The following is an 18,510-nucleotide window of genomic DNA, read 5'->3' on the forward strand; positions in this document are numbered from 1 at the left end:
GGGTGGCGAGCGGTCGGCAGGCCTTCGCGCCGCGAACCGCTGACTGAATGCCGTGTCCGAAAAGTGCAACCTCGCCAGGACGTGCGCGGTTTGCGGTCGGCAAGTCCTTGCCATGGCGGTGACTTGCCGTCATCCGGCCTTCACGTCGGCGTGAACCGGCCGATAGACCCATGGCATGTCCTCCCCCTCTCAGTCCTCCGCCGTCCGGCGCGGGCGCCGGCGGCTTGTCTCGGCCGCCCTCGCGTTGCCGCTGCTGGCGTCGGGGCTCGCGCTTCTGCAAGCGCCCGCACAAGCGGCTCCGAGCAAGCCCTCGGTTCCCGCCAGGCCCTCGGCGACCCACAAGGTCACCCTGGTCACCGGCGACGTCGTCACCGTCACCACGATGGCCGACGGCAAGCAGACCGCCGACGTCCACCGTCCGGACAGCGCCGTCGGCGGCGTGAAGATCCAGGAGATCAAGGGCGACCTGTTCGTCATCCCGGACGAGGCGGCTCCGCTGCTGGGCACCGAGAAGCTGGACCGGCGGCTCTTCAACGTCACCGACCTGATCGAGATGGGCTACGACGACGCGAAGTCGGCCGCGGTGCCGCTGATCGCTGCGTACGCCCAGCCGAAGTCCCGCTCCGCCGTCGAGCCGACGGCCCCCCGCGGCAGCAAACTGACCCGCGAGCTCAAGGGCATCCACGGTGCCGCGCTGAGCACCGAGAAGCGGCGGGCCCGCACCTTCTGGACCACCGTCGCGCCGCGGGGCAGCGCGAAGTTGGGCGCGGGTGTGTCGAAGCTGTGGCTCGACGGACGAGTGAAGGCCAGCCTGAAGGAAAGCGTGCCGCTGATCGGCGCGCCCGAGGCCTGGAAGGACGGCTACACCGGCAAGGGCGTCAAGGTCGCGGTGCTCGACACCGGCATCGACGTCGACCACCCCGACTTCGCGGGCGTGATCGACGGCACGACCAGCTTCGTGCCGGGCGAGGGCGTCACCGACGTCAACGGGCACGGCACGCACGTGGCCGGCACGATCGTCGGTTCCGGCGCCGCCTCAGGCGGCGACAACAAGGGCGTCGCCCCCGGCGCCGACCTGTTCGTCGGCAAGGTGCTCGGCGGCGCGGAGGGCTCCGGCCAGGACTCCTGGGTCATGGCGGGCATGCAGTGGGCCGCCGAGTCCGGTGCGGACGTCGTCAACATGAGCCTCGGCGACTCCTACCCGACCGACGGCAGCGACCCGATGTCGCAGACGGTCGACGCGCTCTCCGAGCAGTACGGCACGCTGTTCGTCATCGCCGCCGGGAACGCGGGCCCGGAGAGCATCTCCGCCCCGGGTGCGGCCGCGTCGGCGCTGACCGTGGCGGCCACGGACAAGCAGGACCAGCTCGCGTCCTTCTCCAGCACCGGCCCGCTGGCCTACTCCGGCGGCATGAAGCCGGACATCGCGGCGCCCGGCGTGGACATCACCGCGGCCCGCTCGCAGGACATGACCGACGGCGGTGAGGGCCTGTACCGCACCCTCAGCGGCACCTCCATGGCCACCCCGCACGTGGTCGGTGCGGCGGCGATCCTGGCCCAGCGCCACCCGGACTGGACCGGCGCGCAGCTCAAGGAACACCTGATGAGCACCGCGAAGGGCCTGGACGGCGGGTACTCGCCGTACGAGGTCGGAACCGGCCGTGTCGACGTGGCCGCCGCCGTGCGCACCACGGTCCGCGGCACCGGATCGCTCTTCTTCGGCAACTACACATGGCCGCACGAGCCGAGCGACGCCGCCGTCACGAAGGACCTGACCTTCACCAACACCGGCTCCGCCGACGTCACACTGAAGCTGGCGCTGACCGACGACGGCGGCCCCTTCTCGCTGGGAGACACCACGGTGACCGTCCCGGCGGGCGGCACCGCCGCCGTCCCGGTGACCGGTGACCCGCGAGCCGCCTCGGCAGGCCGGCACGTCGCCTACGTGATAGCCACCGACAAGGCCACGGGGAAGCCCGTGACCCGCACGTCCGTGGCGCTGCTCAAGGAGGAGGAGCGCTACGACCTGAACATCGAGCTGGTCGGCCGGGACGGCAAGCCCGCCTCCGGCTGGGTCACGATCAACCTGGCCGGCGACTTCTGGCCGTGGAACGTCTACGTCGACGGCTCGACCACCATGCGGATGGCACCCGGCCTGTACACCGTCGCGGGGTACCTCGACGTGGCCGGCGAGAAGGCGGACCGCTCCGGTGTGGCCGTGCTGGTCGACCCGGAGACCGTGCTCAAGGACGGTTCCGCCGACGTGGTGCTGGACGCGCGCACGGCACGCCTGCTGCGGACCGAGGCGCCGCGGCGCACCGAGGACCGCCAGCGCAAGGTCGACTTCAACGTCCACTACAAGGGCCTCGACCCGTACATGGACTACCGCAGCGCGTACGTGCTGCCGCCCACGTACGACGACGTCTACGTCGCGCCGACGAAGCCGATGAAGCAGGGCGAGTTCATCCTGACCACCCGCTGGCGCAAGGGTGAGCCGCCGCTCAGCCTGAGCACGCCGGGCGGACGGCTCCGCTTCGAGACGCTGGTGCAGGCAGGCAGCGCCCTGGGCACCCGCACGGACACGCTGGACGCCGTCTACGCGGGCAACGGCGCGGCGGCCGCTTACGAGAAGCTCAGGGCGAAGGGCAGGCTCGTCGTCGTCGAGCGCAGCGACGAGGTCTCGCCGCAGGAGCGAGCGGAGGCCGCGGCCGCGGCCGGCGCGAAGGCGCTGATCGTGGTCAACGACGGTGTGGGTGCCCTGATGGAGTACGTCGGCGAATCGGCCGTCCCGGTCGCCACCGTGCACCGCGACGCGGGCAAGGCCCTCATCGCGATGGCCAAGGCCGGCAAGGTGAAGCTGACCGCGAAGCAGACCGAGTACACGCCGTTCGTCTACGACCTGACCCGGAACTACCCCGGCCAGGTGCCGGACCGGCCCCTGGTCTACAAGCCGACCCAGAGGGACCTCGCCCGGATCGATGCCCGCTACTACTCGGCTACGGACGGCAAGGCGGCGGAAGGCTACCGGTCCGACTTCACCCTCAGCCCGTCGTTCAACCTCCCCGAAGCCGAGTGGCACCCGGGCACCCGTACCGAATGGGTGACCCCGGGCCAGAACTGGAGGGAGTTCCACGCTCAGGGCGTCGACGGAGACCTGCCGTGGGTGATGGTGTCGGGCGACAACACGTATGCCAAGGGCAGCACCACGCGTCTGGACTGGTTCGCTCCGGCGACCCGGCCCGGCCAGGGCGAGTCCTTCGGTGTGTACAACTCCCGGTGGCAGAACTACATGACCTGGAACGTGCAGGCATGGGCCTCCGCCAGCGACAACATGCGGCTGGGCGGCTTCCTGGACTGGGGCGAGACGCCGACCCACCTGCAGGTCTTCCAGGGCGACCAGCTGATCCACGACAATCCGAACAGCACGGACATGCAGTGGGTGGAGGTGCCGGCGGGCAACCTGCCCTACCGCGCCGTCCTCGACGCGGAGCGGCCCGGTGACGTCTTCCGGCTGTCGACGCGCACCCACACCGAGTGGACGTTCATGTCCGACACCGTCGACTCGGACTTCTTCGAGCCGTTCTCGGTGCTGAACCTGAACTACAAGCTGGAGTCGGACCTGCACGGCGACGTGAAGGCCCATGCGACCCAGCGGATCGCGCTCAAGCCGGTGTCGATGGGCCTCGGCACCGTGCCGGGCAAGGTCACCACGGTGAAGCTGGACGTCTCGTACGACGACGGTGCCACCTGGCAGAAGGTGACCCTGTCCAAGGGCGCCGACGGCTACTGGAAGGGCTCGTTCAGGACGGCGAAGAAGCCCGGCGGCTTCATCTCGGTCCGCGCGAGCGCCGGGACGGACCGCGGCTTCGGCGTCAAGAACGAAATCATCCGGGCGTACGGCCTGCGATGAACCGCACTGCCGGGCCCCGGGGAGTCACCTCCCCGGGGCCCTTCCCGTCACACCTGCTCCCAGCAGGCACTATTCAGGGTCCGCCGCCATGGCACATACTCTCCCCGCTGCGGCAAGTGGAAGAAGGTCGGTCGCCGATGCTGGACGTTCTGGGCCTCGAACCCGATGACGAGCGCGTCTACCGGACGCTGGTCGGGCAGCCGGACTCCACCGCGGTGCTGCTGTCGGATCTGCTCGCCGTACCGCGGGCCCACGTCGACAAGGCCTTGTCCCGCCTGGTCGAGTGGGGACTGGTGATCGGGTCGGCGGACGAGCGGTTCACCGCCGCGCCGCCTGCCATGGCGTTCGGCGCTCTCATCGCCCAGCGCCGAGAGGGGCTGCGGATGGCTGAGCAGGCACTGGTGACCCTCGCCGAGGAACACCGGGCGGCGATGACCGGGAACAGCATCAACGATCTGATCGAGGTCGTCACGGGCCGCGACGCCATCCGCCATCGCTTCCTCCAGGTGCAGCAGGCGGCCCGCACGCAGGTCCGCAGCTTCATCACCGCACCGTTCCTCGCCGTCCCGCCCGACGAGAACACGGCCGAACCCATGGCCATCGGCCGCGGCGTGCACTTCCGGGCAGTACTGGACCGGGCCGTGCTGGCAGAGCCGGGCATCATCGCCGACGCGATCGACTCCCTGCGCAACGGCGTGCAACTGCGTGTCACCGACCAACTCCCGATGAAACTCGTGCTGGCCGACGCCGACCTCGGCCTGGTCCCGCTCGCGGTCACACCGGCCGGAGAGCCCGGCGCCGTGCTGCTGCACCGCAGCGGCCTGCTGGACGCGTTGGACGCGCTGTTCGAGACGGTCTGGCGCACCGCCCACCCGCTCGAGCTGTCGGGCACCGGCACAGAAGCCGAAACCACCGTGGAGCTCGGCGCGGAAGGCCCGACCGACCTCGACCGAAGGATCCTCGCGCTCCTGCTGGCCGGCCTGACCGACCAGACGACCGCCGCACAGCTGGGCCTGTCACCGCGCACGCTGCACCGACGCCTGCGCCACCTCATGGACATGGCCGGGGTCCGTACCCGGATGCAGCTCGGCGGCCACGCCGTCCGGCACGGCTGGGCAGCGCCACCGGCGCCGAGCCGGCAGGCGTCCTCTCCAGCGCCGGCGACGGCCGGTGACAGGTCGGCTACCGGCGCGGCCGGGGAAGCGGCAGGTCACAGCGCCCCGATGAGACTGGTTTCCCCCGAGGGGTAGCCGTCAGGCAAGATGGGGTGTTACTTGCCGAACGAGGGCATGAAACAGCCCCTCACCAGCGGGTTTCCCGTCGATGAGGGGCCGTGTCAGGCGGCTTGGGCCGTCTGTGGGCCGTCATGGGCGTGACCGGCGGCCCGGTACATCGCGCTGATGGCTTTCCGGGTCCGGGTCTCGCTGCTCGGCATCAGGTGCGTGTACACGCGGAGCGTGAAGCCCGGGTCGCTGTGGCCGAGGTAGAGGCTCAGCGCCTTGATGTTCTCCCCGGCGTCCAGGAGGACCGAGGCGTAGAAATGCCTCAGGGCGTGCATCCCGTGCGCGCGAGCCGCCGCGTACCGGTGGCCCTTTTCGGGGGTCGGGATGAGGCCGGCCGAGGCAAGCGCGGGCTTGGTCGCTAAGGTGCCCCTCATGACAGAGCCAGGGCAGGCCAGGCGAAAACCCAGTCACCTGAGCGAGCTGACCGACGTGTACGACTTCTTGGACCAAGTGCGACTGCGTCCGGGCGTGTGGGTGCGCGGGGGCTCGCTTCTGCATCTGGAGTCTGTGCTGTTCGGATACCAAGCCGCCCTGAGTGTCCACGACATCGAAGAAGACTCCGACTTCTCCACCGGGAGCCAGGGACCATTCGCTGACTGGTTGTGGACCAGACTGGACATGCAATTCCCCAGCGCGCTGGGCTGGGCAGTGGAGATTGAGCGAGCGGCGGAACAGGCCGACAAGCCCGCCCTGGAGACGTTCTTCGACTTCCTGGACGAGTTCCGCGCTTCCAACCACGGCGCCCAACCCGAGTCGAATCCGCGCCGTCAAGCACCAAGCGGGATACGACAGCCTCGCGCGACTGACTGAGTTACAACTTTCTCTACTGGTTCAAGTGCCCGCGCGAGCGCGGGCTGGCCCTTGGGCTTTGGCCCCTCTGCGCCTTCGGCGCCGGGGCCAAGCCCTGGGCCGCAGCGAGTGCGGGCCCGAGTGGAGAACGGTAAACACGCTGATGGGCCGGTTGGCTCCGAGACTTTAGGCAGCCACCATGGGGCGAGCCTCGAAGATCATGGCCCCAACGTCGTGCTTTAACGGGCAGGTCCACAGACTGCCCGACTCGCCGGAAGCTTAAGGGGCCATGATCACTCGCCCCATGGCAGCTCCCGCCCAAAGTCTCGGAGCCAACCTCTCAGCGTCGTCGACCGCAGACCGCCGTGCGCCGGTGGTCCGACTAGTCTCCGACAAAGATCAGGTAGCTGCCCGGCGTCGTGGCGCAGTCCTTCAAGTAGGCCGCGAGGTCCTGGACCGCTTCAACTTGGGCGTCGTCGGTGCAGCGGTCCAGGAGTTCTGGGATCTCGCGGAGGGCAGCCTCGGCCACTTGCTCGTTGAAAGCCGTGTCGTTGTAAGGGTCGACCATCCAGAGCTTGCCCGAGGTGTTTACGGGGAGCTTGGCAATCAGCTCGGCCAGCGCTTCGCCGTTGCCAAAGGACTGACGGATTAGCGTTGGCTTGCGCTTCGAGCGCCGGCTGGGCCAGTGCGGGCGGCCGTCGTGCAGCTGTAGGTCGATCCCCATGGTGGGATGCTCTCAGGTGCGCCTGGGTTCTCCAGCATGGGTATCCGCTGTTGAACGACCACTCGCACCGGATCGCCCGGGGCGGAGCGCCGAGACCTCCTCCAGAAGCAACCGAGCGACCTGTATGACTGGCACCGCCCGATCCGCAAGCTACGGATCAGAAGCGCCGTGCCCCAGTTGTGCCCGATCGAGCGGGAAACCACGGTGAACCGCGGGCACTCCCGGGCAGCAGGCAACGCTGAACCCACGGTGACATCGCTGTCACGACGGTTTTCAAGACCGTTCGTCAGATCGCGCTGGGCATGTATCTCGCTGCTGTGAGTCCGGCCATCATCCGCAGCCTCGCATAGTAGGACCTGCAGTACTCGTCGCCGATCAGCGGAAGGATCTTGTCGAGGCCCGTGATGCACGCCCAGAGGATCGCGACGCCCTCACCATCGAGCCCGCCCTTGAGCTCCCCTTGGGCGAGGCCAGCGACATCCGCATCGAGCAGGATCAACTCCACGCCTTCAATGTCCACACCGCGGAAGCCTGCAGGGAACGGTGCCCGCATGTGCTCCTCATACAGTCGGGGAAGTTGGTCGTCACGGTGCGGTCCGTTCATGTCGGTGATCATTTCCTCCAGGGCAGACGGTGCGGAAGAGCGCGGGACAGGCGGGGACGCGACGAGTGCCCGGGTCTGGGTTGAATCATCGCGGCCGGGGCCTTCGTGGTTCTAGTGCCTCTGGCGAGCAGTTCGCGACGACGGGCTTCGATGACACGGCGCCTGACGGCAACGGAGCCGAACGCACGTAGACCTTGGCGGCTGCCGAGGGCCCGCTTGGGCTCCTGTCGTAGCAACGTGGCCGCGCGCCTGCAGCTATGAACGAACTCCTAAAGCGGCGGTCAGCGCAAGCCCTGTACAGCAGGGAAGTACAGCAACCACCGCAACCACTCCCGACCAGTGGCAGCCCCAAGCGGCCGTTCGACGTGCCCAGCAGACTTCAGCGACCACCATGCCCATAGTTCGCAGCGAGGGGGACTGGGGTTCAATCCCTACAGGTCCACCGAACCGCAGCTCAGAGCCCCAGAGAGAGATCCGTCTGGGGCTCTGAGCCGTCGTGCAGTCGTGTACCGCGAAGACGATGTCTACGGCGGGGAATCGGCTGGCACCGGGGAGGGATGATGCGAGGACGGACTGCTTGGTTCGACTGAGCGAGCAGCTACCGGTCTCGCAGTGCCCAGCTCAGCACCGCCTTTCGCACTGGTTCTGGAAGCATGAGCACCTGTGGTTCAGCCTCCACCCAGCCCGGTTCCTTCGTCCGCTTGGCATGCTCGATGTGATCGCGATCGATGGGAAGACTGTGGTCCAGTCCTGCCCCGTCTTCACCTCTCACGGTGACCCAGAACAGATGGTCCTCGCCGTTTTCCCGTAGCCGGAACACGATCTCGATCGCCATCCGTTCGCGATCCAGCGTGGCTATGCTTTCGTCGAGTCGGTCATTGAGCATGCGCATCCATCTGTCGGCCTCAGCCTCGGCGCCGGGTTTGACCTTGGCACGTGACAGTTCAACGACCAGACCGGAAGGGATGCTCGCAGGGCGATCTTCACTCATGAGCGGGCAGTTTGTCAGAACGCTCTTCCGAGGTACCTGGGCGCGATGGGCGGTCTGTCAAGAGAGGCCCTGGCGCCTGACATCAGCAACTGACACCAACAGCGATGGACCGGCCCGGACGAGCGCGGCCTCCAACGGTCACCCCATCCTCGCGAGGCTGACACCCCTCCGACCTCCAGGGGGACCGCGATCGACCTGATAAGGATGAGGCCACAGGTCCAAATCCTGTGCCCAGCATGGTGGGCTTTCCGCGACCTATGAACGTCGCCCCGCATCAGCGCTCCCTCGACCACGTGAGCTACCTTCGCCCCAGGTCACGACAACTGTAGGGATCTACCTCAGCCGCGGAGCCGGGAGGGCACCACCCGATGACGGATTCTGATCCGACCCCAAGCAGGCCACCCGGCCCATACAGGGGCTCAGAATGGCATGCTGCGTCCGGCCCTTACCCCTCGCCCGGCGGACCAATGCACCCGCCGACAGCATGGAACGGTGCAGCCATCGCCGCGCTGGTCCTCTCGCTGCTGTCGTTGCTGTTGCTTCTCGGTCTCGGCATCCTAGGGCTGCTTGTGTCGTTGCTCGTCTTCACGCCGCTGGCGCTCGTTTTCAGCATCACCGCCAGCGTCCAGCTGGCCCGACGGAGCCAGCGCGGCATGGGCCTGGCCGTCGTGGGATTCCTCCTCGTGCTACCAGGATGGCCGATCACCGCTTTCCTTTTGTGGTGATCGCGCTACCCCTGCCGAGCGAAAGAGGTCGTCCACGAGCCCGGACGGCGGCAATGCAGCAGCACCCCCGTACGACCGCTGGACCTGCCGACGACGGCGCCAGGGGCGGGTGTCGATCGAACTCCTAAAGCGGCGGTCAGCCAGCTGTACAGCAACGAAGTACCGCAACCACAGCAACTGTTCCCGGCCCGTAGCGTCCATCTAGACCCGGAGCATGGCCTGTATGACCGCCGCTGACCGATCTATCTAGAGCTACGGATCAGGAGGCTTCTGACATCCACGGCGCCGGGCAGAGGCGTACACCAGCATCTCTATCCGGCCGTCGCACCAATCGTCGGCAGCAGCCGGAGCGGGCCCGGGTTGAGCTTGTGAAGCGAGGACTTCACCTCCTGGTAGCCAGGCGGAGGAGGGGACGCGGGCGCGGGCCGTAGGGGTAGAGCCACGGGCTCCAGTCACCTTCCTGAAGGTGGGAGATCGCGATGAGTGCGTCGGCGGCGTTCTTGCAGCGTGGGTGGCGTGCCGTGAAGGACGCGATACGGGGTCGCTGCGTGAGCAGCCAGTCGGCGACGGTTCGCGGGTCGCCGTCGTACCACCACGTGAAATCGAACTCCTCCCACAGGAAATCCGTCCCCCAGCCCAGTGCCAGTCGGACGAGGCCGGCATCCGCGGCGGGGCCGGAGAGGCCGGCGATGTGGTCCAGCCATGGCTCCAGGCCGCCCGTGGCGTGGGCGACGCCTTCCACGAGGTCGCGGATGTCCGAGGGGGACCGACCGTCGGTGAGGGCGAGGGTGAGCAGTGCCCGGAACGCCTGCTCGACCGCGGTGCGCTCGGCGACCGGCCAGCCGATCAGTTCGGCCCCGTACCGGCCGAGACCGCGCAGCTCATGGGACGGGTCGGTGCCAGGGCCTTCCGGGCCCCAGTAACGCAAGGCACGCGGTATGAGGCGGCGCCACAGGACCGGGTACTGGTCCGCGTCCCAGTGATCGACGACCTTGCCTATGAAGCCTTCGAGGACGTCGTCCGGCACATCCCGCGGATCACCGCCGAGGATGCGCAGTTCCGCTTCCGTGAAGCAACGAGTGCACCCCTCCACCGGCCGGTCGAGCTCCGGAGGGGAGGCGAAGATCCGGTCCACCTCGGCGAGGGCGAGCCGCCACATCGTGTACGGGTCGGGGACAGGCTGATCGAGCATGGCGGCTACCTACCGGGACTCCGCACCGTGGGCCGGGCGAAGAGCGTGACGCTACACCGGTTCCCGCCCGGCGGGTACCCGTTTCCCGACGCAGGCGAGGTCAAGATCCGCAAGGCCAGGCCGACTGCCCGCCCCTGAAAGCCATGCATGGGCTGCCGGGCCATCTCTGGGCCGTGAAAAGTTGACCAACGTCGACAGGGGACACCAGGAGGTGACCGGGCCCTCACCCGTCTGACCTGGGCGCGACTTGTTGATCCGCGACACTGGAACCACCATGCCTGCACCCGGAGAACTGAGCTGACGTGCGCTGTTCCACACATCGGGTGAGTGTCTAACTGCGTGACAACGCCGACGAACAACTACGAACGAGCGCGGACACCTGCGGACCAAGCGCACTGGTGAACGGCACGGCCTCCCAAGGCGGCACGCCTATCGAAGTTGCTTCGGGACGAAGAGGTCGGGCTGCAATTCGATGCAGATCCACAGTCGCGTTCCGTTAGGGTGCGCCACGTGATCAGCGATGTCCCGGCCTGTCCTGAGTGCCGCCAGCCGATGAGGTCTGGTGGCCTCGTGCTCTCCAGGCGCGAGCACGACGGCCGGCGGACCTGCCGATCACTGTGGCGGTGCGCCAGTCGGCACGTCTGGTGGAACTGGGCGGATCGGCCGGACGATCCCTTGGAGATCTGCCCCGTGCCGGAGTTGTTCCGCTGACATCCAACGCTGACATCAACGACCATGCACAGCCGCAGCCTTGGACGGTTGCAGTGGCTCCTGCGCGCACAGCTGGGCCCAGCCAAGGCCGAGTTGGATCGAACTTACAAGGCGGATGTCGGCGGTTCGAAACCGTCCGCGCCCACCAGTCTCAGGACACGAACAAAGCCCAGGTCAGCCGGTGTGAAACCGGCGATCTGGGCGTCTGTCGTTTCCGGTCGTTTGGGGCCGTCGTGCCACTTACGCGAGGAGTTGCACGCAGCGGCATAAGGAGAACCCTCAACACTGCTGTCCTTAGAAGCGCAGGGCCCCTCAGTCAGGTGCCGCGGCGCTGTTCCTGGACGGCCCTCATAAGGTCCTCGATGGCGGACTGGGTGTCGCGGTCACGCCCCTCGTCAATCGCTCCGAGAGCGGCGGCCGCGGCCTCACGAATCTGATGGGGAAGCCCGTCGGCGGCCGTGAGTTGGTAGGCGGCCTTGCGGCGCGCCATGCGCTCAGCGGCGTCTACTGCGTTGGGGCCGGACAGCGGAAAGACGGAGGCCCTGTATGTGGATATCCCCAGCACCATCATGTCCGCGATGCCGTCGGCGTACCCGAGCGCGGCGGCCTTCCCCTGGCCTTCCCGAATGGTTGCGACGATGCGACGGCGGGACAGGGCCGTGCCCACGGCGGCGCCGCCTCCCACGGAAAGGCCGCAGGTGACGGCGAGGAACGGTCCGCCCCAGGCGAAGCCGGTGAATCCTCCGAGGACCGCGAGCGCGACCGTCCATGCGGCGGCTGTCCGGGAGCTTATTTGCTCGGGCGTGGTGTCCATGGTGGCAGTGTGCCAGCCGGGACGGACAGCACCGGTACGGGATGGCCCGCCGGTCTCGGATCTTGAGCAGTTACGCCCGGAGGGCAAACCGCACGGGCCGTTGTCGTTCACGTCCGTGCCACAGCCGTGCCACATCGGGCGGTCAGCCACGGTCAACGACGGTTCATCGCAGTCGACATGACTTGCTGAGCTGGGGACTCCTCAAACCTGACTTGACCTGCACACCCTCGACGACCCTGACCACCAGGCTTACAAGGCAGCACTCCCCGCAGCCTGACGGAACAGAAGACGAAGGTGTCGTGGCAGGGATCAGCAGGGTGAGGGGGGTGGGTACGGAGCTTTCGGTATCCCGCGGACTGTGGACATGGACACCTGTGACGAGGCGACCGGCGTTGCCCTCGTCGTCGATGCCCAGCAGGGACCCGGCGGCCGGTGACCGACTACCCGGACTTCTCACATCTGGAGCGAGCCGATCAGGTGGTAGCCGCCATACCGGGCGGCGGCTGACGCGCGTACGGGAAAGACAGCTGGTCGGCGGATGGAGATCGGTCGGCGGGGAGTCCGTGCCGTAATCACCGATATCCAATGTCTTCCGAACGGGTCGAGTGTTCGACGAAGGCCTCGAATTTTGGTGAGGTCACCACATCGGCAATGATCGCCTGGACCATGACGTTGGCCGCCCCACGAGCGGCTGAGAACCCGCGCCGAACGAGAAAGACCATAGGAACGCATGCAAGGAGCCATCGCGGATCGGACAGACTGGAGGAGGCGACGCAGCTCAACACACTTCCGGAAATCCCGACGTTCACTTTGAGATCTGCCTCCGCTGCCAGACGGTCGTAGTCCGCGTACAGCTCTTTACTTGCCATGAAAAGTCGAGTTCGTAGCGAATACAACTCGTACACCAGAATATCGTAACCGGGCCTCACTCGGGCGTCGTTGTCGGGGATTCGGTCTCGCACATATCGCACCAGCATCTCAACTGAGCCAGGTGACAGCATGCTTCCGCCGCGCAAGACTACTTCTCCAGCACCTGTCTTGACCTTAGTGCTCCTTTTGTAAGGCCAGTGAAGATGCCTTCGCCATTGCGGGCGACTATAGGGGTCATCCACGGGCGGAAAGTACTCACGCCGTTTAGCTCGGATTCGCCTCCTCAAGGAAGACACTCGGGGCAGTGACAGTACGGACAAGATCGCAGAAACACGGAGCCAGCTCAAGAAACCGAGAACCGTTCCTGCGTTTACTTCGAGCAAGCTTCCCAAGAAATACGCAGCAAATACACTGGCTCCAAGGAGGGCAGGCTTTCCAAGCCACCCCGCAATCTCGTACAGCGGCTCCAGAGGAGCAGGTGCATTTTCCTTCGACGGGAATCTATCGCCCACCACAAGGATGATTGCCAGCAGATATACGTATCCGATTGTCAACGGCGTACGCAGTTCGCGGAGTCCGGGCAGAAGAGTCAACAACACAGGATAAATTTCCTATCCCGTGTTCGGCTGCGCCGCAAAGGACACGACGCTTTCGGTCATGCGCTACGGCGTTTCCGGCTGGTGGTCTTCTTCTGCGTCTTTTTGGCGGTCTGCTTCTTCACCGTCGCCTTCTTGGCCGTGGCCTTCTTCCTCGGCCGCTCGTGCTGCGGGGCCGGCTCTTCACCGCGGGAGGCCCTGGCCTGGTTGGACCGAAGGTCCTGGGCCACCGCGCCCGCCACATGGAGCTGCAAACAGAAGCGTTGGTCTGACGGTAGTCGTTGACGGCAACGCGAACGCACCTAGCCGTATCAGGAGAACCAGCCAAGCACTCACGGAGTAGGCGGGGAGGCATCACCCCTACTCCTGCGGCCGCCCGGATGATCTCCTAAAGCGGCGCTCAGCCTCTACACCGCTCAGGACGAGGACGTGAAGCCAGGGGACTGGTCGAGGTGGAACGAGGAGCCCAGAGCCGTCGGAGTCCAACCCTCACGCAAGGCAAGCCGAACAGCCGCGGCTACACCGGACGGCAGTACAGGCTCAGCCTCGCGGCCGATCCAGTTGCTCGGATGCGGCTGGTCGGTGATGACCATCGAGCGTCGTCCCCGGAGTGTTCGCATCCTCCACCGCGAACGTACACGGCGACCAAGCCAGCCCCTGGCAGTACGTCGGCCGGCCCTGCAGCCGCCAGCGGTAGGCCGAACTCCGCGGCGCTTGGTCGCCGTTGCCGCCAGTAGGGGTGGAAGAGCAGCTGCGCCGACAGCCGGTACAGATGTCGGCGCAACTCGGTTCTGCCGGGCTGCTCCGCAAGCTGTCGGTAGGTGGCACTCCACTCCTGCTGCGCCTGAGCGAGGTCGGCGGGGAACGGTCACATGCACAAATTCAATTATGTGTTTGATTTATGGTCCAGCGAGGAGCGGAGGGACCTCTTCGCCTGCGATGCTGTGACTCGGCTACCCGACCACGGCTCGCGTGAGCTGGTCCTGGTCAGCGTGGCCATCTATCGGTGAGCGAACACACTCGCGCCCCCCTTTTTGCACCTCGCTCTCGCTCCGGCTGCAGTCGAGGGAGGAGCATAGGAGTTGAGCGAGCAAGGGAGGCCTGCCATGAAGACCGGAGCCTCGGATTACGACCGCTGGCTGTACTCTCACACGCCCTCTCAGGCCGAGGGCGAGCGTGACGAACCGGCCGAGAGCGCGGCCATGGAGCAGCACCCCGACGTCCCCAGGACCGAGCCGTCCCAGGCAGAGGGCGAGCGGGTGGACGACACCAGGACCACCTGACCGTCGAACGGCGCCTGAGTGTCTATCTGCGTGACAACGCCAACGTAGGCGGCGGACAACGGCGCACGCCTGCGGACAGCCGCGGCAGGTGAGCAACCCGCCGTCCTAGGTGGAGCGTGCGCTCAAGTTGCTTCGGGCCGAAGAGGTCGTGAGCTAAAGGCTGTCGCGCTCAATCAGTGAGCCGTCAGGGCTCAGTGTGTAGAAGCGCGGCGGGGCCATGGCTTCCACGGCTCTGCGCAGCTCCGCTTCCTGTTCCGCACGAGCAGGCCCGTGTGGCTCCCGCACATGGAATCCGTGCAGCTCGATGGCATCCGCGTCGACGTCATCTGGCTCGGGACGGCCCTCCTGGATAAAGCCGCAGAGTGCCCGCAACGCGTCTTCGCCCAGATCCAAGGGGTGAAAGGGCAGGGCGTAGGGCTCTTCCTCCTCGCCAGGCCACGGGACGATGCCGGCCGGGCGGTCTCCGGCCCAGTAAGGCAGCTCAAAGGGGAGTGGCTCGCCGATGTTCTCGATGATGCCGCTGTCCGGGGACAGGCTCAGGGAGCGGACGAGGCGCCCGTCCTCCCATACGGCGAACGCCAGCCAGTCCGCGACGCTGTGCATGGCGTGCAGGACGAGCCGTCGGCCGGCGCTCGCTGCGACGAGGTGCTCCGGGAGCTGAGAGGGGGCGTCGATCATCACCCTCTGATCACCGATGACCTCCACGCCCGGCCAGCTGGCTGCGTACGCCGTTCCCTTCGAGGGGTAGACGCCGTCCCAGAGATTCGAGCCCTCGCACTCCTCGATCTCCCAGCCCGGGTAGAGCTGCCGCATCATGCTGATCGTCCGATCAAGATCTGCCGCGCCCACACGCCGCAGCAGCTCCGGCACGTCGCCGTCGGCGTACACCAGAAGTCCTGTCTTGGCTCCCAAAGCCCCTCCCCAGGGTGTCGCCCTCGCTGGCGGATGCACCGTAGCCGCCCCCACTGACCAAGGAAGCGACTCAGTCCGCGGGTCCGGCTGAGCCGTCTCTGGGCCGTCTCTGGGCCGTCCGAGGCTGGCCAAGGCCGACCGACGGCGACCGACAGTGACAGACGAGCCACAGACGTCGGCGATAGAACCCCAGGTCGGAGCCCCCTGACCGAACGGGTTTCCCCCGAGGGGTAGCCGTCAGGCAAGATGGGGTGTATCTGCCCACTGCCGATTTCAAGCGTCCGGACGGTTTCTCTTGGCTGAGTTCATTTACACCATGCGCAAGACGCGCAAGGCGCACGGCGACAAGGTGATCCTCGACGACGTCACCCTGAGCTTCCTCCCGGGTGCGAAGATCGGTGTGGTCGGTCCGAACGGTGCCGGTAAGTCCACCGTTCTCAAGATCATGGCGGGCATCGAGCAGCCCTCCAACGGTGACGCGTTCCTGTCGCCCGGCTTCAGCGTCGGCATCCTCATGCAGGAGCCGGAGCTGGACGAGTCCAAGACGGTTCTGGAGAACGTCCAGGACGGTGCCGCCGAGCTGATGGGCAAGCTCAACCGCTTCAACGAGGTCGCCGAGCTGATGGCGACCGACTACTCCGACGCGCTCATGGAGGAGATGGGGAAGCTCCAGGACGACCTGGACCACTCCAACGCCTGGGACCTCGACGCGCAGCTCGAGCAGGCCATGGACGCGCTGGGCTGCCCGCCCGGCGACTGGCCGGTCACCAACCTCTCCGGTGGCGAGAAGCGCCGCGTGGCGCTCTGCAAGCTGCTGATCGAGGCTCCGGACCTGCTCCTCCTTGACGAGCCCACCAACCACCTCGACGCCGAGTCGGTGAACTGGCTGGAGCAGCACCTCACGAAGTACGCGGGCGCCGTCGTCGCCGTCACTCACGACCGGTACTTCCTGAACAACGTCGCCGAGTGGATCCTCGAACTGGACCGCGGCCGCGCGATTCCCTACGAGGGCAACTACTCCACGTACCTCGACAAGAAGGCCTCCCGCCTCAAGGTCGAGGGCCGCAAGGACGAGAAGCGCGCCAAGCGGCTCAAGGAAGAGCTGGAGTGGGTGCGGTCCAACGCCAAGGGCCGTCAGACCAAGTCCAAGGCCCGCCTCGCCCGCTACGAGGAGATGGCGGCCGAGGCCGACAAGATGCGGAAGCTGGACTTCGAGGAGATCCAGATCCCGCCGGGCCCGCGGCTGGGCTCCATCGTCGTCGAGGTCCAGAACCTCTCCAAGGCGTTCGGCGACAAGGTCCTCATCGACGACCTCAGCTTCACGCTGCCGCGCAATGGCATCGTCGGTGTCATCGGCCCGAACGGCGCCGGCAAGACCACGCTGTTCAAGATGATCCAGGGTCTGGAGACGCCGGACACCGGCGCGATCAAGGTCGGCGAGACGGTCAAGATCAGTTACGTCGACCAGAGCCGCGCCAACATCGACCCCAAGAAGACGCTGTGGGCCGTCGTCTCCGACGAGCTCGACTACATCAACGTCGGTCAGGTCGAGATGCCCTCGCGGGCCTACGTGTCCGCCTTCGGCTTCAAGGGCCCGGACCAGCAGAAGCCCGCGGGTGTCCTCTCCGGTGGTGAGCGCAACCGGCTCAACCTGGCGCTGACCCTCAAGGAGGGCGGCAACCTGCTGCTCCTCGACGAGCCCACCAACGACCTCGACGTGGAGACCCTGTCGTCGCTCGAGAACGCGCTGCTGGAGTTCCCCGGTGCGGCCGTGGTCATCTCCCACGACCGCTGGTTCCTGGACCGGGTCGCGACGCACATCCTCGCGTACGAGGGTGAGTCGAAGTGGTACTGGTTCGAGGGCAACTTCGAGTCGTACGAGAAGAACAAGGTCGAGCGGCTCGGCGCGGACGCCGCGCGCCCGCACCGCGCCACCTACAAGAAGCTGACCCGGGGCTGATCGGTCTTGCGCCACATCTACCGATGCCCGCTGCGCTGGGCGGACATGGACGCGTACGGCCACGTCAACAACGTGGTGTTCCTCCGCTATCTGGAGGAAGCCCGTATCGACTTCCTGTTCCGCCCGGAGAAGGACTTCAAGCAGGGGTCCGTGGTGGCGCGTCATGAGATCGACTACAAGCGGCAGTTGGTCCACCGGCACGCGCCGGTGGACGTCGAGCTCTGGGTGACGCAGATCCGGGCGGCTTCCTTCACGATCACCTACGAGGTGAAGGACCCGGACCAGGTCTACGTCACGGCCTCGACGGTGATCGTGCCGTTCGACTTCGAGCAGCAGCGTCCTCGCCGGATCACGGCCGAGGAGCGCGACTTCCTGGAGTCGTACCGCGACGACGAGGACGAGGCCGTCGCGGCATGACGGTCCTGCACCTCGCCGACGCGGGGGAGGCGGCGGATTTCGCCGCCTTCCTCTCCCGGCTCGTCCACTACGACCGCGCGGCCGCCGTGCGCCTCCAGGCGCACGGCACCACGCTCGCGGTCTTCGGCCGCCCGCCGTCGTTCGAGGTCCTCGCGATCCGCACGGCGCGTCTGGCCAAGCCGTACGAGAACGGGCTGGAGGTCACCCTCGACGTGACCGTGTCGGCCGGTGAACTCCTGGAGTCCGTCGACGAGTCGGCGGCCACCGCCGCCGTGCCGGGCGCTGTCACCGGGCCACCGTGGGCCGGCGTGCTGCCGCCCCGCGGCGGCTGGCGGCAGGAACCGGGGCTGCCCGCCCCGGACGCCGTACGGGCGATGGTCGCCGCGGCCGTGGCCGAATTCCGGGCGCGTACCGAAGAGTTGGCGCCCGAGCGGCGGACCCGTGCCGAACTCGACCGTGTCGGGCGGGAGATATGGTCCCGGTCGATCGGTGACACCGGACTTCCCGTGCGGGCCGCGCACGCCGCCCAGTCGATGGGATTCCTGCGACCCGTATCGCCCGCGGTCCCGTCCGCCGCACAGCAAGCCCCCTCCGGCGAGAGCCCGTTGGCGCTCTACTCGTCAGGTGCCTGGCTGCGCCTGCGCACGCCGTTCGGGTCGGTCGCCGTCCGCAGGGCGGGACTCGGGGCCCTGGACATCAGCGTCCACTGACCGGGCCGTTGCGCACGCG

Annotated in this window: 16 protein-coding genes and 1 pseudogene; 8 read left to right on the top strand and 9 right to left on the bottom strand. The window is 67.1% G+C overall.

Annotation, left to right across the window (positions count from 1 at the left end):
* Positions 1-175: 175 nt before the first annotated feature.
* Together OOK38_RS19055 and OOK38_RS19060 are read left to right on the top strand one after the other, a co-directional pair.
* On the top strand, positions 176-3,910 hold the full coding sequence (locus OOK38_RS19055) for a S8 family serine peptidase (protein ID WP_266758882.1): 3,735 nt from the start codon (positions 176-178) through the stop codon (positions 3,908-3,910).
* Positions 3,911-4,047: 137 nt separating this feature from the next.
* Positions 4,048-5,160, top strand: coding sequence for a helix-turn-helix domain-containing protein (locus tag OOK38_RS19060; protein ID WP_266758880.1), 1,113 nt, complete (start codon positions 4,048-4,050; stop codon positions 5,158-5,160).
* An 86-nt stretch (positions 5,161-5,246) separates the two neighbouring features.
* Here the strand turns inward: OOK38_RS19060 and OOK38_RS19065 are convergent.
* Positions 5,247-5,546, bottom strand: a pseudogene (locus OOK38_RS19065) (tyrosine-type recombinase/integrase); the annotation flags it as partial.
* 19 nt (positions 5,547-5,565) lie between these two features.
* Here OOK38_RS19065 and OOK38_RS19070 point away from each other — a divergent pair.
* Positions 5,566-6,003 carry a hypothetical protein gene (locus tag OOK38_RS19070; RefSeq protein WP_266758878.1) on the top strand — a complete coding sequence of 146 codons (438 nt, stop codon included), beginning with the start codon at positions 5,566-5,568 and terminating at the stop codon, positions 6,001-6,003.
* A 361-nt stretch (positions 6,004-6,364) separates the two neighbouring features.
* Here OOK38_RS19070 and OOK38_RS19075 read toward each other — a convergent pair whose 3' ends face one another.
* The 3 genes from OOK38_RS19075 to OOK38_RS19085 all read right to left on the bottom strand — a co-directional run bounded on the left by OOK38_RS19075 (position 6,365) and on the right by OOK38_RS19085 (position 8,301).
* The gene (locus tag OOK38_RS19075; protein ID WP_266758876.1) at positions 6,365-6,706 is read right to left on the bottom strand and encodes a hypothetical protein; all 342 of its coding nucleotides are present in this window, start codon (positions 6,704-6,706) and stop codon (positions 6,365-6,367) included.
* A gap of 286 nt (positions 6,707-6,992) precedes the next feature.
* Positions 6,993-7,322 carry a hypothetical protein gene (locus OOK38_RS19080; protein ID WP_266758874.1) on the bottom strand — a complete coding sequence of 110 codons (330 nt, stop codon included), beginning with the start codon at positions 7,320-7,322 and terminating at the stop codon, positions 6,993-6,995.
* A 586-nt stretch (positions 7,323-7,908) separates the two neighbouring features.
* The gene (locus OOK38_RS19085) at positions 7,909-8,301 is read right to left on the bottom strand and encodes a DUF6176 family protein (protein ID WP_266758872.1); all 393 of its coding nucleotides are present in this window, start codon (positions 8,299-8,301) and stop codon (positions 7,909-7,911) included.
* Positions 8,302-8,768: 467 nt separating this feature from the next.
* Between OOK38_RS19085 and OOK38_RS19090 the strand changes: the two genes are divergently transcribed.
* The gene (locus OOK38_RS19090) at positions 8,769-9,026 is read left to right on the top strand and encodes a hypothetical protein (protein WP_266758870.1); all 258 of its coding nucleotides are present in this window, start codon (positions 8,769-8,771) and stop codon (positions 9,024-9,026) included.
* Between the two features lie 382 nt (positions 9,027-9,408).
* Here OOK38_RS19090 and OOK38_RS19095 read toward each other — a convergent pair whose 3' ends face one another.
* The 4 genes from OOK38_RS19095 to OOK38_RS19110 form a co-directional block, all read right to left on the bottom strand.
* Positions 9,409-10,218 (bottom strand): hypothetical protein, encoded by an 810-nt coding sequence (locus OOK38_RS19095; RefSeq protein ID WP_266758868.1) that lies wholly within the window; start codon positions 10,216-10,218, stop codon positions 9,409-9,411.
* Between the two features lie 1,027 nt (positions 10,219-11,245).
* The gene (locus tag OOK38_RS19100; RefSeq protein ID WP_266758866.1) at positions 11,246-11,743 is read right to left on the bottom strand and encodes a hypothetical protein; all 498 of its coding nucleotides are present in this window, start codon (positions 11,741-11,743) and stop codon (positions 11,246-11,248) included.
* Positions 11,744-12,315: 572 nt separating this feature from the next.
* On the bottom strand, positions 12,316-12,648 hold the full coding sequence (locus tag OOK38_RS19105; protein ID WP_266758864.1) for a hypothetical protein: 333 nt from the start codon (positions 12,646-12,648) through the stop codon (positions 12,316-12,318).
* 620 nt (positions 12,649-13,268) lie between these two features.
* Positions 13,269-13,463, bottom strand: a complete 195-nt coding sequence (locus OOK38_RS19110) for a hypothetical protein (protein WP_266758863.1) — start codon at positions 13,461-13,463, stop codon at positions 13,269-13,271.
* Positions 13,464-14,315: 852 nt separating this feature from the next.
* On the opposite strand from OOK38_RS19110, the gene OOK38_RS19115 reads away from it, so the two are divergent.
* On the top strand, positions 14,316-14,492 hold the full coding sequence (locus tag OOK38_RS19115; RefSeq protein ID WP_266758861.1) for a hypothetical protein: 177 nt from the start codon (positions 14,316-14,318) through the stop codon (positions 14,490-14,492).
* A gap of 153 nt (positions 14,493-14,645) precedes the next feature.
* On the opposite strand, the gene OOK38_RS19120 is transcribed toward OOK38_RS19115, so the two are convergent.
* Positions 14,646-15,404: a hypothetical protein gene (locus OOK38_RS19120; RefSeq protein WP_266758859.1), complete on the bottom strand. Its 759-nt coding sequence runs from the start codon at positions 15,402-15,404 to the stop codon at positions 14,646-14,648.
* Between the two features lie 295 nt (positions 15,405-15,699).
* On the opposite strand from OOK38_RS19120, the gene ettA reads away from it, so the two are divergent.
* Genes ettA through OOK38_RS19135 form a run of 3 tightly spaced genes read left to right on the top strand, consistent with a single transcriptional unit; the run spans position 15,700 to position 18,491 of the window.
* Positions 15,700-17,364, top strand: a complete 1,665-nt coding sequence (gene ettA, locus OOK38_RS19125; RefSeq protein ID WP_266758857.1) for an energy-dependent translational throttle protein EttA — start codon at positions 15,700-15,702, stop codon at positions 17,362-17,364.
* 6 nt (positions 17,365-17,370) lie between these two features.
* Positions 17,371-17,781 carry a thioesterase family protein gene (locus OOK38_RS19130; RefSeq protein ID WP_266758855.1) on the top strand — a complete coding sequence of 137 codons (411 nt, stop codon included), beginning with the start codon at positions 17,371-17,373 and terminating at the stop codon, positions 17,779-17,781.
* Positions 17,778-18,491: a hypothetical protein gene (locus OOK38_RS19135; protein ID WP_266758853.1), complete on the top strand. Its 714-nt coding sequence runs from the start codon at positions 17,778-17,780 to the stop codon at positions 18,489-18,491. The genes OOK38_RS19130 and OOK38_RS19135 overlap by 4 nt, the downstream gene beginning before the upstream one ends.
* Positions 18,492-18,510: the final 19 nt, after the last annotated feature.

The sequence above is a fragment of the Streptomyces sp. NBC_00568 genome (assembly GCF_026341855.1).
Taxonomy (GTDB): domain Bacteria; phylum Actinomycetota; class Actinomycetes; order Streptomycetales; family Streptomycetaceae; genus Streptomyces.